Genomic DNA, 14530 nt, shown 5'->3' with positions numbered 1-14530 from the left:
CATATAATAGACACGACGCGTATATTTTTTTGAACGAAATGGCTGAGTGAATGCGAACTGACGGCGATTGCAACGCGCTTGATGTCGCGCTTGTAACTGCGGGTTACCAGCGCTCGACGGTGCTTTCGGATGTTTCGCTGGTCATTCCCAAGGGTAAATTCACCGCATTGGCGGGACCGAACGGATCAGGCAAATCGACCCTGCTCTCCGTTCTCTGCCGCATCCTGAAGCCCTCGGGCGGCACCGTGCATCTGGATGGACACGATATCAGCAAGCTGCCCACAAAAGACGTCGCGCGCAAGCTTTCGCTTCTGCCGCAAGCGCCGCTTACACCTGAAGGCCTCAAGGTTTACGACTTGGTGTCGCGTGGACGGTACCCCCATAGCGGAATCCTCATGTCGTGGGATGAGACCGACGAGGACGCGGTAAACCGCGCCCTGGAGATGACTGGCATTGCAGAGCTGTCGTCGCGAACGGTTGATAGCCTGTCGGGAGGCCAGCGGCAGCGCTGCTTCATTGCACTGGCCCTTGCACAGGACACAGCGACAATTCTCTTTGATGAGCCGACGACATTTCTCGATCTTCGCTATCAGGTCGAGGTCATGGAGCTTCTATCGAGCCTGACACGCACGGCCAACAAGACCATCGTTGCCGTGCTGCACGACCTTAATGCCGCCCTTCAATATGCGGATCGACTAGTCCTTATGAAGGGTGGCGCGATCCATCACGTCGTTGAAACGGTTGAGCAATGCACAGTGGAACATATTGAAACCGTCTTTGATACGAAGGTTACATCCGTCTGGCACCCCACAACCGGCAAGCCGATCTTTTTGCCTGATCCTCACCCCAGGACACAGGTCGCGTGAGCCTGACTGCGGCGATGAAAAGTACCGGCAACGGATTTCGGTCTCTATGGCTGCCATGTGGCCTGGTCATGATCGTGATGCTCGGCCTCCTTCATCTCGGCGTCGGCGCGCGACCGGTATCGGCACAGTTCATTGTCGATACGATTTTTGCCCGCGACCATGGGAGCTTTGAACAGCAGATACTTTTGAAGCTGCGCCTGCCGCGGCTGCTTGCCGCCATCGTCTGCGGCGCATCTCTCGGGATTGCAGGTCGTCTCATGCAGTCGATCTTGCGAAACCCCTTGGCGGAACCTCATATCCTCGGCCTCAATGCCGGAGCCAGCCTCGCCATCGTCATCATGACGGCGCTGCCCGCGAACATGCTGGCGCTTTCGATGAGCCGCCAGCTTGCGGCGACCATGGGAAGCGGTGTGCTCTTCGCGATCATCCTTGCATTATCTTCTGCGGGACGCACGGGCATGACCATCTCGAAGGTCACCTTTTGTGGCATCGCGCTTTCGGCTCTGGCCTCGGCCTGCGTCTCGGCAATACTCATCCTCGACCAGGAAACGCTGGAGCAGATGCGGTTCTGGCTGGCCGGGGACCTCTCAGGCATTTCGCTTGCCAACATCTCCAGCGCGCTGCCGCTGCTTACGATTGCTCTCGGTCTGACGGTATGGATCGCGCTTCGGCTCGATGTTCTGGCTCTGGGAGATGCGACGGCAGCGGGGCTTGGCGTGCCCGTGAGGCAAACGAAACTCATCGGTCTTGCCGCCACTGCCCTTTTCTGCGGCTCATCCGTCGCGCTCGCAGGGCCAATCGGTTTCGTTGGCCTTATCGTTGCGGGTGTTGCCCACCGCTTAGCGGATGGGCGGCATATGATGTCGCTCCCGCTCTCCGCATTGCTCGGCGCCAATCTCATGATTGCCGCTGATATAGCGGCAAGGACAATCGCCGCGCCGCACGATCTGGCGACGGGGCTGATGACTGCCTTCGTGGGGGCACCCGTCTTCATTATCGTCGTCGCGAGGGTCTTGCGATGACGGTGAAAAAGCTCGGCAATGGCTATTGGCTCCTGCGATGTCACGCAGTTGGTCTCAGACTTCATCCCCGGCGCATGCTCGTCGTGACATTGCTCGTTATTGGGCTTCTCTCTGTCAGCCTGCTGGCGCTGGTCTCCGGAAGCGGGCAAGCGGGCTGGAACGAGCTTTTGGCGTTGGCCAGCAACCCGGCAGACGCCACCGGCCTATCCATCATCGGCGATCTGAGGCTCCCGCGTACGATCATAGCTTTGAGCTGCGGTGCCATGCTAGGGCTTTCAGGTGCGGCACTCCAGTCGCTGACGCGAAACGGACTTGCCGACCCGGGCTTGCTGGGAGTGCGCGAAGGAGCGGTTTTGGTGATTGTCCTCGCGATCATCGCTTTTCCGCATACGCCCCTGGGGTTTCGGCCTTTCCTCGGAATGGCCGGAGGCTTTGCGGTCGCGGCGGCAGTCGCTCTCATTGCCGGGTCACTGTCACGCCTGCGCTTCGTGCTGATCGGCATCGGTTTTTCCTGGCTGCTTTCCGCTGTCATCTCGCTGCTGATCACCGTTTCGGATATTGACCGCGTTCAGATTGCATTGACATGGCTGGCGGGAAGCCTCGCAACCGTGACGCCGGACATGGTGCCGTTAGCGCTTACGGGCCTGCTCACCGGTTGCATCCTGATGTTCGCCACCGCCCGCTGGGCAGATGTCTCGATTCTGGGAGACAGCGCAACCGTCGGCCTGGGTGTGCCGGCGAAGACGCTTGCCATCATCCACCTTTGCGCGCCTGTTTTGATGACGGCGACCGCCGTGTCCTGCGTGGGCAGCATCGGCTTTGTCGGCCTCATCGCGCCGCATACGGCGCGGATGTTTATCGGTGGCGGGCAAAAATCGCTTCTTGCGGGCAGCTTCTTGATTGGTGCTACACTTCTTGTGGTATCAGACACGGTTGGCCGCAAGGCCTTTGCACCCCTGCAAATCCCAGCAGGCATCGTTCTGGCCCTGATCGGTGTACCCGTTCTTCTTCTCCTTCTGTGGCGTCGCCGCGATCAACTTTGAAAGGCAACATCATGCGCCTGCTTCTTATCGCATGTTTTTTTCTATCGGTTTTAAACCCGCTTGCAGCAGAAGAGATGCGCACCTTCATCGATGATGCAGGCCGTAGCGTCCAACTCCCTGACAGGACCCTGCGCATTGCCTCGCTGCACGATATCGATGTCACCATTCCCTTGATCGAACTCGGCATATTGCCCATCGCTAGCCATGGCAGGATCGGTACCGACGGCAAGCCTTACCTACGTTCGAGTGCAATACTGACCGGCGTCGATTTCAGCAATTCTGACATGGCATTTCTCGGCGCGGTCGATATCGATCTTGAAGCGCTGGCTGAACAGAAACCGGATGTGATCATAACCGCTACCGGACGTCCTACCCCGGTTTCCACGCTTGAAAAAATCGCGCCAACCATCGTCCTCGACCCCACGAGCCTTGGGACCGCGCATGCGTATCAAAAGCTTGCGGAACTGACAAAGACGCAGGACAGGCTCGCCATTCTCGACCAACGATATCGCGCAGGCATTGCGGAACTGAAGACGGCAGTCGACACGGGTAACACTACAGTTTCGGTCATTCAGCCGCTGAATGGCAAGATCAGCATTTACCACACCTACCGCGCGCTAGGTCAGGTGCTCAGAGATGCGGGCTTTCGCTTTCCAAAGATCATTGACGATATTCCCGAGGGCGGACGCATAGAAGTAAGCGGCGAGCGACTTGCGGATGTCGATGCCGATTTCATCTTCGATCCCTATCGCTCGGATACTGGAGCAACCTCGAAGGAGGAAATCGCCGCCATGGAAAAAGTCGTGCCTGAATTTTGCAGCTTTCTCAAAGCCTGCATTCAAGGGCGTTACATCATGGTGTCCCGGGAAGAGGCCATATCCAACAGCTATGCGGCGATGGCTTTAATGACTGCGGTTGTCAAATCCTCGATAGCGCCGCGCCCGATGGTTCGATGAAGCTTTCGGCTTTGCAAAATCTGCCATGTGCGGGCACTGTGCGACAATTGCTAATTTTGACGTAAAGACCAAGGTATCGATGCGCAATTCCGTGTTGAAGAGAAGACACACAGACCTTTTTGGGGAGCGGCTGAAGAAGAAACGGGCTACGCTTTCTCCTGGTCTGCTCGCGGTAGCTGATTACATCGACAAGCACAGGCATACGGTTCTGGCACAATCCGCGCTGGAGATCGGACGGGAACTCGGAACCTCGGATGCAACCGTCATCCGGGCCATCCAGGCATTGGGCTTCGAGGGATTGGTCGACCTCAAGGAAACGCTGGAAAGCCATCTTGGCGCAACCGATTCACCATCCGAAAAAATGGCGGCGACTGCGGAAGAGCTTTCGGACGATGCCAATTCGGCTGTCGATTTTGTGGTAGCGGATATGGGACATGCCATGCAGGCCATGTCGTCGGAAGAAAATCGCCGATCAATCGCAACAGCCGTCAACCTGCTGAGCGAGGCCCGGAAAATCGGCGTCTTCGGCATCGGCGCATCCGGCATCATAGCGACCTACGCGTCGCGCAATTTCATAAGATCCGGCTTTCAGTCTTACGAGTTGAACCGAACTGGCATCATGCTGGCCGAACAGATCGTCCAGATGGAAGAAGGCGACGTCCTGCTGATCCTCGCCCACGGCCGCCCGCACCGGGAAGTGATGACGACAATTGCCGAGGCTCAACGGCTTTCGGTTCCGATCATCGCATTGGTCGGTAAAGAGGAAACGGCTTTGGCGCAACATACGAAAGCAACCATCGTGTTGCCTCGCGCCAAAAAGGAAAAGGTCGCGATGCACAGCGCTTCACTCGTTTTCGTCGAGGCCCTGACATTGGCATTGGCAGGCAAGAACCGCAACAAAACGCTGCAAACACTGGACCGACTGGTGGAACTGCGTCATCAGATCAGGCCAAACAAGCGCTGAGGGACGAGCAAGGTTACAAGGGGGTTTTCGGAGTGGCGGGCCTGCCAGATCATATCCGCCGACCGAAAGACGATCCGCTATCGATCCTCTCGACCGCCGGAGGTCGAGTTACGTGCGAAGCTGCTCGATCTGGCTAATGAGCGCCGCCGGTTCGGCTATCCTCGATGTTCATCTTGCTTCAGCGTGATGGATAGCCGTCCGGTTTCAATCGCATCAACCTGCTCTATTGCGAGGAAGGTTGGCTTTGCCCAATCAGAGAATAGTTACCTCAAGCCCCGAACGCGCCGTCGATGGTGTGCATGGCGCCGGTCACGAAACCGGCTTCCGGCCCGGCCAGCCAGGCTACCATGCCTGCCACTTCTTCGGGTCGGCCATGACGCTTGATGGCCATGAAGCTATGCATCAGATCTCTCATCGGACCATCTTGCGGGTTGGCATCTGTGTCGATTGGTCCTGGCTGTACAATGTTGATTGTAATGCCGCGCGGGCCGAAGTCTCTCGCGAGCCCCCGCGCCATGCCCTGCAGGGCGGACTTGCTGAGAGCGTAGGAGGCCATGCCAGGCACGGGCATTCTATCCCCGTTGACAGAGCCGATGACAATGATCCGGCCACCGTCAGGCATCTGCCGGGCAGCCTCGACAGAGGCGTGATAGGGCGCGTGGATATTTACCCGGAAAAGACGATCGATGGCGTCAGGATCCTGTTCCAAAGCGTCGCCGAATACTGCAAAGCCGGCGTTGACGACCAGCACGTCCAAGGGTCCGCTTTCTCTCACCGTTGCAATGACAGCGTCCCTGTCGCCGCTATCCGTCATGATCGCAGTGCTGCCTGTCTCGGCGGCAAGTTTTTCCGCCGCCTCACGTGAGCCGGAATAGGTGAACGTCACCTTAGCGCCATCGGACACGAAACGCCGCACGATTGCTGCGCCAATGCCGCGGCTCCCACCGAGCACGAGAATTGTTTTATCCTGGAATGCGGTCATGGCGATCTCCTTGCTAATTAATGTAGTATATGCTACATAAAGAAGCTGAAATCAAAGTCAACGAGTTTTATAATGAACCCTACAAAAATATCAAAAGTGAGGGGACGTCCTCGTCGCTTCGATCCGGACGACGCAGTTATGACGGCTCAACAGCTCTTCCACGCGCGTGGATACGATGCAGTCAGTGTCGCCGATATTACAGAGGCGCTGGGCATAAATCCTCCCAGCTTCTACTCTGCATTTGACAGTAAGGCGGGCCTTTACACTCGCGTTCTCGACCGCTGGGCCACGACCGGGGCCATTCCTCTCCAAGAGATTCTGCGCGCAGATCGTCCGGTTGCGGAGGCTCTCGCTGAGGTTCTAGAGGAGGCTGCGCGTCGCTATTCATCCGATCCCGCAGCCGGTTGCCTTGTGTTGGAGAGCACCCGTTGCAACGACACAGAAGTGCGCGAAGCGGCGCTGGCCTGCACTATCGCTGCAGAGACCGTAATCCGCGATTATATCAGCGAACGCCACCCGGAAGCGGCTGCAAGCGTTACCGACTATATCAGTACAACAATGTCCGGGCTTTCAGCCAAGGCGCGCAATGGCAGCGACCTGACCCGCTTGCTAGCAACAGCCCGGCTCGCCAGCTCGGTTCTTGAGCAGGCGCTTTCACCTGAGAAAAATTCAACGAGATTGGACTGAGGGTGGGCCTTTAGATTTCACCATTTCCGTTGATGGCCTTGCATTCCTGGATGCATTCTTAGTGACGAGTTGGTAGAATCTTGCGAGTTGATCGTGAGACTTGCCGTACTGCGCTGTGAAACCGGGCTGCTCGAGATAGGGTTCACTGGTTCGATGGCCCATTGCACGTGACGAAATCCGCCGTCCACACAGGGTTCAGCGCCGGCGATATCTCTCGCGCCGGCTAGCTCATTGTCCTGTATCTCGACAACTCGCTGGAATGGTGATGTCTACGCGCAGCCCGCCTGACGGCGTATTGGTGGCAAATGCGCCGCCGCCATGCCATTCGGCGGCGCGACGTGTGATGGCAAGGCCGAGGCCAAAGCCCGAGCGGGTCGTGACGGTCGAGCTTTGTGAGAACGGTTGGAAAATAGCGTCCAGTTCCGCCTCCGCTACGCCGGGGCCCTCATCCTGGATCGACAGCGTAAGTTGCTGACCGTGGACCTTCGAGGTGACCAGAACAGACGTTTTGTCTCGGGTGTAGGCAATCGCATTGCGGATCACGTTTTCTAGAGCCCGGTAGATCAATTCACCATTGACCGAAGCGACGAATGTATCGACGCCTTCATATTGAACTTTGATATCGCGGGACTGGCCCTCGAAACTCGCGTCCTCGACAATCTCTCTGACAAGATCGACAACATCGAGGGTTTGCCGGTCAAAGCGGGTAGCCTGTCTTTCCGAAAGCCTGGCCAGAGTCAGAATTCCCCCGACCAATTCGTCCAAGCGCTCGACCTCTTTCCCCATCCGCTCGATCATTGCCGTCAACCGCGCTGGGTTTTGTTGTAGAACGCCTATGGCTGCCTGCAATCTAGACAGGGGCGAGCGTATCTCGTGAGAGACATCGTGAAACAACTGTTGCTGTGCAATCTGGAGTTCCTGAAGCCGTGCTGCCGTAATGTCAAGGTCGTGCGCCAGAGAGGCGACTTCGTCGCGCTTGCTGCCAATTGTATGGGCTATTCGAACATCAAGTTGGCCATCTGCTATGGCTCGCAGCCCATATCTGAGTTGCTCTACAGGGGTGATAAAGTATCGAGCGAGCCAGTAAGCCGCTCCCGCTGCCGCCAGAAGTGCGGCCAACCATGGAACTGTCCGCGGCCAGGTTTTCGAAATGACACCCTGATGCGAGCCGGCAATTTCGACCTCGTAGCAATTCCCGTCGCTTACCGTGTTCAAGATCAGATCATGTCCCGCCTTTACCACGCAGTCGATTGCTGGACCAACCGGGCTGATGCGAATGGATAATTCTCGACCGGTGCGCTGCATGGCTGCCACCAGCTTCTGTGCAGCGTCCAATCCATCTGATTGCAAGACCTGGGCCGTTATGTCCAAGGCAAGCCTGTTTTCGCGGCTGGTGACTTCTTCTTCAAAAGGAGATTGGAACAGGGTGCTGATGGCAAACAACAGCGCTATTGACCCTGCCATGGCCAGCCAAACCACGGTGAAGAATTTCCAGAACAGTCGATGCATCGCTAGCCCTCTAACAGCTGATAGCCGCGTCCTCTTACGGCCTGAATCCAGGGCTGCCCGTCTTCGCGCGTTCCAAGCTTTTGGCGGATACTGCTGATATGGACGTCGATGCGACGGTCAAATGCCGTCAGAGGTTTGCCGAAGGCGCGAAGGGAAATATCCTGTTTGGATACGAGCTGCCCGGCGGACCGGACAAGAACCTCGAGCAGGCTGAACTCGGTACCCGTCAGTTCGAGCTGGGAACCGTGCCACTCCGCTCTGCGGTTTGACGGATAGAGCATCAGTGCGCCGGTCTTTAGCATTTCCAGTGATCCATCCCGCTCGCTCCGGCCGGAACGACGCAGAATGGCGCGAATTCGAGCCGCCAACTCTCCTGGCGAACAGGGCTTGGCAACATAATCGTCCGCGCCCAGATTGAGGCCGGAAATTCTATCGATGTCGTCTCCGCGGGCGGTGAGCATCAAAACCGGAACATCGCTGACCTGCCGGATTTTCCGCAGCACATCGAGGCCGTTTATGCGTGGCATCATGATGTCAAGAACAATGAGATCGATCGACGAGGTTGTGGCTGCGGCCACACCGGTTCTGCCATCGTTCGTGGTGGTAACAGAGAAGCCTTCTTCGGTCAGGTATTCGCAGAGCAGATTTGTCAGCTCGATGTCATCGTCGATTAAAAGCACCTTGGGCATATCTTGCATCCGTCGCGTCGATGCTTCCACCTCTAAAGCCTGGCGCCTGCAAATACAGCACTTTTACATAACTTAACACGTTCTTGACCGACATTAACATCACCATCCCTATAGTGCAGGCGTCAGCTCTCAAGGCAGCCTTAACGCATGCGCAGATTTTTTTCCTCCATATCCATCGTCACTACTTTTGTGTCGCTAACTGGCTGCACGGCCATTGGCGACCTCAAGCCTTCCCATTCCGTCGTGGCTTCATACTGGCACGAGACATTGCCACATGGTGGCCGCTCCGCTGATCTCGTAGACTGGTGGGCCAGTTTTAAAGATCCTTCGCTCACGGAATTGCTCGATCTGGCAGAGCGAGGGAATCCCTCCATTCAGGAGGCGGTTGCCAACATCGATAAGGCCCGCGCGTCGCTCGATTCGGCACGAGCTGGCCTATTCCCGTCACTCGATGGGTCCGCTTCTGCGTCGCGTGAGGGAAACAAGGGAGATGACCTCAACAAAATCAGAGCCGGAACGAGCAAGAGTGGCGGACTGGATGCCTCCTGGGAGCTTGATCTGTTTGGAAAGACCAAGAAAGAGACACAAGCCGCGGCTGCGAGAGCTGAAGGCAAGGTCTGGTCGTGGCATGACGCACGCGTTTCCGTCGCGGCTGAGTTGGGCGATTATTACGTCCAATATCGCGCCTGCCGCCAGTTGGAACGGCTTTATCGAGATGAGCTTGCGTCGCAAAGAGAGACGATACGGGCCACTGAAAAATCCGCAGATTCTGGCTTTACTTCGACCGCCGATCTCGCGCTGTCGCGAGCCAGCGCGGCAACATCGTCGTCCAGCCTGACATCTCAACACGGGGATTGTGAAATCCTCGTCAAGTCGATTGTTCAGCTGACGGCCGCAGACGAGCTTTCGGTTCGAAAGCTGCTCAATAAGGGAAAGAGCCGTATTCCACAGCCGTCAGTCGTGCGCATTACCTCCGTCCCGGCAGAGGCTTTGCGGCAAAGGCCTGACGTCAATGCTCTGGAGGCCGAGGTAGCAGCGACGATCGCAGATGTCGGCGCAGCAAAAGCTGATCTCTACCCAAGTCTGAGTTTAAGTGGATCGATTTCCATCAGCGAGGCTACCGTATCCGGCAGGTCGGTTCCCTGGTCGTTTGGTCCTGCCTTATCGATACCGCTGTTCGATGGAGGCACGCGACGGGCGGCAGTGCGAAGTGCTGTCGCGGATTACGACGTTGCTGTCGCAAGCTACAGATCCGGCGTTCTGACCGCAGTATCCGACGTTGAGACAGCGCTGATCAACGTCAATACCGCGTTGAAGCGTATTAACGACGCCAAAATTGCAGCCGACAATTACCAGAGCTATTTCCGATCGGTTGATGAGAACTGGAAGTCTGGCGGGGCCAGTATTCTGGACCGCGAAGAAGCCCGTCGCTCTGCGCAGTCTGCCGCCATAACACTCATCGAAATCAGGCGCGACGCGGTCCGGTACTGGATCGCACTCTACAAGTCCCTGGGAGGCGGTTGGTCCGCTCCGTCTGGCGCCTCGAATGCCCTCACGACTGGAACACACTGATGCGTAGCTTCGCTTTTTCCTCTCTCGCCATGGCGGTTGCCATAACTTTCATGCCACACTCGGCCCGCAGCGAAGACGCCGCACAGACCGGCTCTCAAGCCGCAGCTTTGACAGTCAGCGTTTCCAATCCTCAGCTCTTGAACTGGCCGGTGACTATTCCGGCAAGTGGTCGGCTTGCCGCATGGGATGAGGCAGTCATCGCCGCCGAGGTCAGCGGCTTTAAAATCATCGACGTCAAAGCAGATATCGGTGCGACAGTTAAAAAGGGAGACCTGCTGGTGCAGTTTTCCGCTGATACGGCGCAGGCGGATCTGGAACAGCAACGGGCCACCGTCGAAAAGCAGGAAGCGGCGCTGGATCAAGCGGTTGCGGATGCGGATCGCGCCCGAGGACTGACGGGGTCCGGTGCGTTGTCGAAGCAGCAAACGACGGAGTATCTGATCAGCGAGCGCAAGGCAAAAGCCGACGTTCTCTCTGCGAAAGCAGCGCTGGCATCGTCGCAACTGACACTGAACCGGACAAAGGTATATGCCGTCGATGATGGGATCATATCGGCACGTTCGGCCTCTCTCGGTAACGTCGTGAATGCCGGTGACGAGCTGTTCAAGCTCATCCGGCAGAGCAGGGTCGAATGGCAGGCCGAATTGCCGGTCAAGCGGTTGGCCGATGTAAAGCAAGGAACCAGAGCAGTTATACCGACGCCTGACGGTCATATAAGTGGCGTGGTCAGGTTGGTTTCACCCACCACGTCCACGAATAACGGTCGGGTCACGGTTTATGTGACCCTTCAGCCCGAGGCAGGAATGCAAACCCCGAAGACCGGCATACTCGCCAGCGGCTACTTCGAATTCGACCACACCGATGCACTGACGGTGCCAGCGACCGCCGTTACGCTCCGGGACGGATTTTCCTATGTCTTCATTCTGAATGAGGCCGACAAGGTAACCGTTGCGCGCAAGCGCGTCGAAACAGGCCGCCGACAGGGCGACCGTGTTGAGATCGTTTCTGGTATCGAAAAGGCGGACAGGGTCGTCACAGCAGGTGGCGCTTTCCTCGCAGATGGCTCGGTTGTCAGAGTGTCTGACGGTGCCACGATCGCCGGGAAGGAGCGAGCAAAATGAATTTCTCCTCATGGTCCATCCGCAATCCCGTTCCGCCCGTTCTGCTTTTCGTGTTGTTGACCGCCTGTGGTCTGTGGGCCTTCAATCGTCTCGACGTCCAGAATTTCCCCGATATGGATCTTCCAACCATCGAAATCAGTGCTTCGCTGGATGGGGCGGCGGCGTCGCAGCTCGAAACGGAAGTGGCTCGCAAGATCGAGGATGAACTCACGGGCCTTTCCAAGCTGGACTCCGTTACAACAACGATTACCGATGGTTCTGTCAGCATCTCTGTTGCCTTCCAGGTCGGAAAGGACACCCAGGAAGCACTGGATGAGGTCAAGAGTGCTGTCGACCAGGCAAATAACGACCTGCCGGAAGAAATGAACGCGCCAATCGTTTCGAAACAGTCGTTGAACGCCTCGCCACTCATCACCTACGTCGTGCATTCAGACAAATTGGATTCTGCAGAGCTGTCCTGGTTCATCGACAACGATCTGTCGCGCGCGCTGATGGCGGTGGACGGTGTTGGTGAAGTCGGCCGCCTCGGAGGGGTCGATAGAGAAGTCAGGGTAGAGCTCAACGCAAATCTGCTCGAGGGCCTCGGTTTGACCGCGAATGATGTCAACAGCCAGGTCGAAGCGGTCCAGTCTGATCTGTCTGGAGGCAAGGGCAGGATTGGCGGCGAAAGTCAGTCTGTCCGGACGCTGGCAACGGCAGACAGTGTCGAACAGCTCCGGTCTTTACCTATCCCTCTGCCAGCCGGGAGTTGGGTTCGACTGGACGAACTCGGAACGGTGACGGATACCCACAACGACCTGACCTCGCTTGCGTACCTGAACGGCAAACCCGTAATCGCCGCTCAGATCAAGCGTTCAAAAGGTTATTCGGATACGGCAGTGACGGAGAAAGTTCGCGACGCGATGAAGGCATTTGCCGCGGCCAATCCAGGCGTGACGATTGAGGAAGCCTACAATACCATCGTGCCCACCGAGCAAAATTACGAATCCTCTATGCACATGGTCTATGAGGGCGCCCTGATCGCCGTTTTCGTCGTTTGGTTGTTTCTGCGCGACTGGCGTGCGACGCTTTTGGCGGCTGTTGCCCTGCCGCTGTCGATCATTCCGACTTTCCTCGTGATGTATCTGCTTGGCTATACGTTGAACACCATCACCCTGCTGGCGATTTCCCTCGTGGTGGGAATTCTCGTGGATGACGCCATTGTCGAGATCGAAAACATCGAGCGACATCTCAACATGGGCAAAAGTCCCTTCGAGGCAGCGATGGAGGCCGCTGACGAGATCGGCCTTGCTGTTATTGCCACCACGTTTACCTTGGTCGCGGTCTTCCTCCCAACCGCTTTCATGGGGGGCATTCCCGGCATTATCTTCAAGCAGTTCGGTATCACGGCGTCGGTTGCCGTTCTCGCCTCGCTTCTGGTTGCGCGACTGGTAACGCCAATGATGGCGGCATATATGATGAAGGCCAGCGGCAAGACACATGACGAGGACGGCCGCCTTATGCGCGGTTACCTCTGGCTTGTGAAAGGTGCATTACGCCGCCGCTGGATTCCCGTGCTTGGGACGGTCGGGTTTCTGGCATTAACGATCCTGCTGTTGTCGCATTTGTCGACAGGCTTTTTCCCGGCTTCTGACAATAGCCAGACGCAAGTTACCCTCACCACGCCATATGGATCGACGATTGAAGCGACCGACGAGGCGGCGCGAAAGGCATCAGAGATCATCGCAGGTGTAAACCACGTCACCTCGGTGTTTCAGGCAACTGGCACTGCCTCTACGGGCGGGATGAACAGCACGTCGAACTCAAGCACCAACAGTGCCACGCTCGTCGTCAATCTGACACCGATCGACGACCGCGATATAAAGCAGGCGCAGATTGAGAATGACATACGGAAAGCCTTGGAGCAGTTGCCCGGCGTTCGTCTGGAAATAGGCTCTGGAGGCAACGGTACAAAACTCACGCTCACGCTAGCAGGCGACGACTCTGATCTTCTTGATAATGCGGCAGCGAGCCTTGAGGCTGATCTGCGCACTCTTCCAGGCATCGGCAATGTCACCTCCTCTGCGGCCATGCAGACGCCGGAGGTCACCATCAAACCCGATCTTGCGCAAGCGGCCTCGCTTGGTGTTACGTCCAAGGCCATTGCCGAGGCTATTCGAGTGGCGACGGCGGGTGCCTATGATGCAGCCTTGTCGAAGCTTAATCTGCCCGAACGCCAGATCGCCATCCGTGTCATGCTTGACAGCGAGAGCCGTCAATCGCTTGATGCGATCTCACTTGTCCCCGTCGAGGGTAAGGACAGCAAGGTTGCGCTAGGAGCTGTCGCCGATATCTCCATAGGCTCCAGTCCGAGCCAGATCGACCGACTTGACCGATCGCGCAACGTATCGCTTTCAGTAGAGCTGAATGGCAGAAACCTCTCCGAGGTGACAGCAGAGGCCGCACAACTGCCCAGCTATAAAAACCTGCCGCAGGGTGTGAAATTCGTCGAGCAGGGCGAATTGAAACGACAGAGCGAACTGTTCAGCAGTTTCGGCACGTCCATGGCGATCGGCATTTTCTGCATCTATGCGGTTCTGGTCCTGCTGTTTCATGATTTCCTGCAACCCGTCACGATTTTGATGGCGTTGCCTTTGGCGCTTGGCGGGGCCCTGTTACCTTTGGTGCTCACAGGAACCAGCTTTTCAATGCCCGCCGTTATCGGTTTGATCCTGCTGATGGGGATTGTGTCAAAAAACTCCATCCTCCTTGTGGAGTATGCAATCGAGGCGCGCCGGGCTGGCATGTCCCGTTATGATGCCCTTGTCGATGCCTGCCACAAGCGAGCACGCCCCATCATCATGACGACCATCGCTATGGCCGGGGGCATGCTGCCAGCAGCTCTCAGTCTCGTCTCGGGAGACTCAAGCTTTCGCCAGCCCATGGGTGTCGTTGTGATAGGCGGATTGATTACATCCACTTTCCTAAGCCTTCTGGTCATCCCGGTGGTCTTCACCTTTCTGGATGACGCACTTGTATGGCTTAAGGCGAAGACTGGAAGGCGCGAGATCAAACAGGCGAAGGAATCGTCCCCGTCCTAAGTCTCACGCGGTCAAGACCTGCCGGTGGCAACCCAGGCG

Annotated in this window: 12 protein-coding genes and 1 pseudogene; 10 read left to right on the top strand and 3 right to left on the bottom strand. The window is 57.1% G+C overall.

Features of this window, described 5'->3' with window-relative positions:
- Positions 1-50: 50 nt before the first annotated feature.
- From QRN85_RS01050 to QRN85_RS01025, 6 genes and pseudogenes are all read left to right on the top strand, one after another.
- A complete protein-coding gene (locus QRN85_RS01050) occupies positions 51-866 on the top strand; it encodes an ABC transporter ATP-binding protein (RefSeq protein ID WP_113170708.1) in 816 nt (271 codons plus the stop codon).
- The gene (locus tag QRN85_RS01045; RefSeq protein WP_284756886.1) at positions 863-1888 is read left to right on the top strand and encodes a FecCD family ABC transporter permease; all 1026 of its coding nucleotides are present in this window, start codon (positions 863-865) and stop codon (positions 1886-1888) included. The genes QRN85_RS01050 and QRN85_RS01045 overlap by 4 nt, the downstream gene beginning before the upstream one ends.
- Positions 1889-1962: 74 nt before the next feature.
- The gene (locus QRN85_RS01040; protein WP_284757237.1) at positions 1963-2931 is read left to right on the top strand and encodes a FecCD family ABC transporter permease; all 969 of its coding nucleotides are present in this window, start codon (positions 1963-1965) and stop codon (positions 2929-2931) included.
- 11 nt (positions 2932-2942) lie between these two features.
- Entirely contained in the window at positions 2943-3887 is a 945-nt protein-coding gene (locus QRN85_RS01035; RefSeq protein WP_113170711.1) for an ABC transporter substrate-binding protein, read from the top strand.
- Between the two features lie 91 nt (positions 3888-3978).
- Entirely contained in the window at positions 3979-4851 is an 873-nt protein-coding gene (locus QRN85_RS01030; RefSeq protein WP_350225060.1) for a MurR/RpiR family transcriptional regulator, read from the top strand.
- A gap of 9 nt (positions 4852-4860) precedes the next feature.
- Positions 4861-5042: pseudogene (locus QRN85_RS01025) on the top strand (IS3 family transposase); the annotation flags it as partial.
- Positions 5043-5119: 77 nt separating this feature from the next.
- On the opposite strand, the gene bdcA reads toward QRN85_RS01025, so the two are convergent.
- Positions 5120-5833, bottom strand: coding sequence for an SDR family oxidoreductase (bdcA, locus tag QRN85_RS01020; protein WP_113170712.1), 714 nt, complete (start codon positions 5831-5833; stop codon positions 5120-5122).
- Positions 5834-5971: 138 nt separating this feature from the next.
- On the opposite strand from bdcA, the gene QRN85_RS01015 reads away from it, so the two are divergent.
- The gene (locus QRN85_RS01015) at positions 5972-6520 is read left to right on the top strand and encodes a TetR/AcrR family transcriptional regulator (RefSeq protein ID WP_284756885.1); all 549 of its coding nucleotides are present in this window, start codon (positions 5972-5974) and stop codon (positions 6518-6520) included.
- Between the two features lie 228 nt (positions 6521-6748).
- On the opposite strand, the gene QRN85_RS01010 is transcribed toward QRN85_RS01015, so the two are convergent.
- Together QRN85_RS01010 and QRN85_RS01005 are read right to left on the bottom strand one after the other, a co-directional pair.
- Positions 6749-8029: a HAMP domain-containing sensor histidine kinase gene (locus QRN85_RS01010; RefSeq protein WP_113170714.1), complete on the bottom strand. Its 1281-nt coding sequence runs from the start codon at positions 8027-8029 to the stop codon at positions 6749-6751.
- Between the two features lie 2 nt (positions 8030-8031).
- Complete coding sequence (locus tag QRN85_RS01005; protein WP_113170761.1) at positions 8032-8718, bottom strand: response regulator; 687 nt, start codon at positions 8716-8718, stop codon at positions 8032-8034.
- A 147-nt stretch (positions 8719-8865) separates the two neighbouring features.
- On the opposite strand from QRN85_RS01005, the gene QRN85_RS01000 reads away from it, so the two are divergent.
- From QRN85_RS01000 to QRN85_RS00990, 3 genes are read left to right on the top strand one after another with little or no spacing between them, the layout of a single operon-like run.
- Positions 8866-10290 carry an efflux transporter outer membrane subunit gene (locus tag QRN85_RS01000; protein WP_113170715.1) on the top strand — a complete coding sequence of 475 codons (1425 nt, stop codon included), beginning with the start codon at positions 8866-8868 and terminating at the stop codon, positions 10288-10290.
- Positions 10290-11411 carry an efflux RND transporter periplasmic adaptor subunit gene (locus QRN85_RS00995; protein ID WP_113170716.1) on the top strand — a complete coding sequence of 374 codons (1122 nt, stop codon included), beginning with the start codon at positions 10290-10292 and terminating at the stop codon, positions 11409-11411. Before QRN85_RS01000 ends, QRN85_RS00995 begins: the two co-directional genes overlap by 1 nt.
- Positions 11408-14491 (top strand): efflux RND transporter permease subunit, encoded by a 3084-nt coding sequence (locus tag QRN85_RS00990; RefSeq protein WP_113170717.1) that lies wholly within the window; start codon positions 11408-11410, stop codon positions 14489-14491. Before QRN85_RS00995 ends, QRN85_RS00990 begins: the two co-directional genes overlap by 4 nt.
- Positions 14492-14530: the final 39 nt, after the last annotated feature.

The sequence above is a fragment of the Agrobacterium sp. fls2-241-TYG-188a genome, assembly GCF_030209845.1.
The sequence above is the reverse complement of the archived record's forward strand: the minus strand, read 5'-3'. Positions and strand labels throughout refer to the sequence as shown.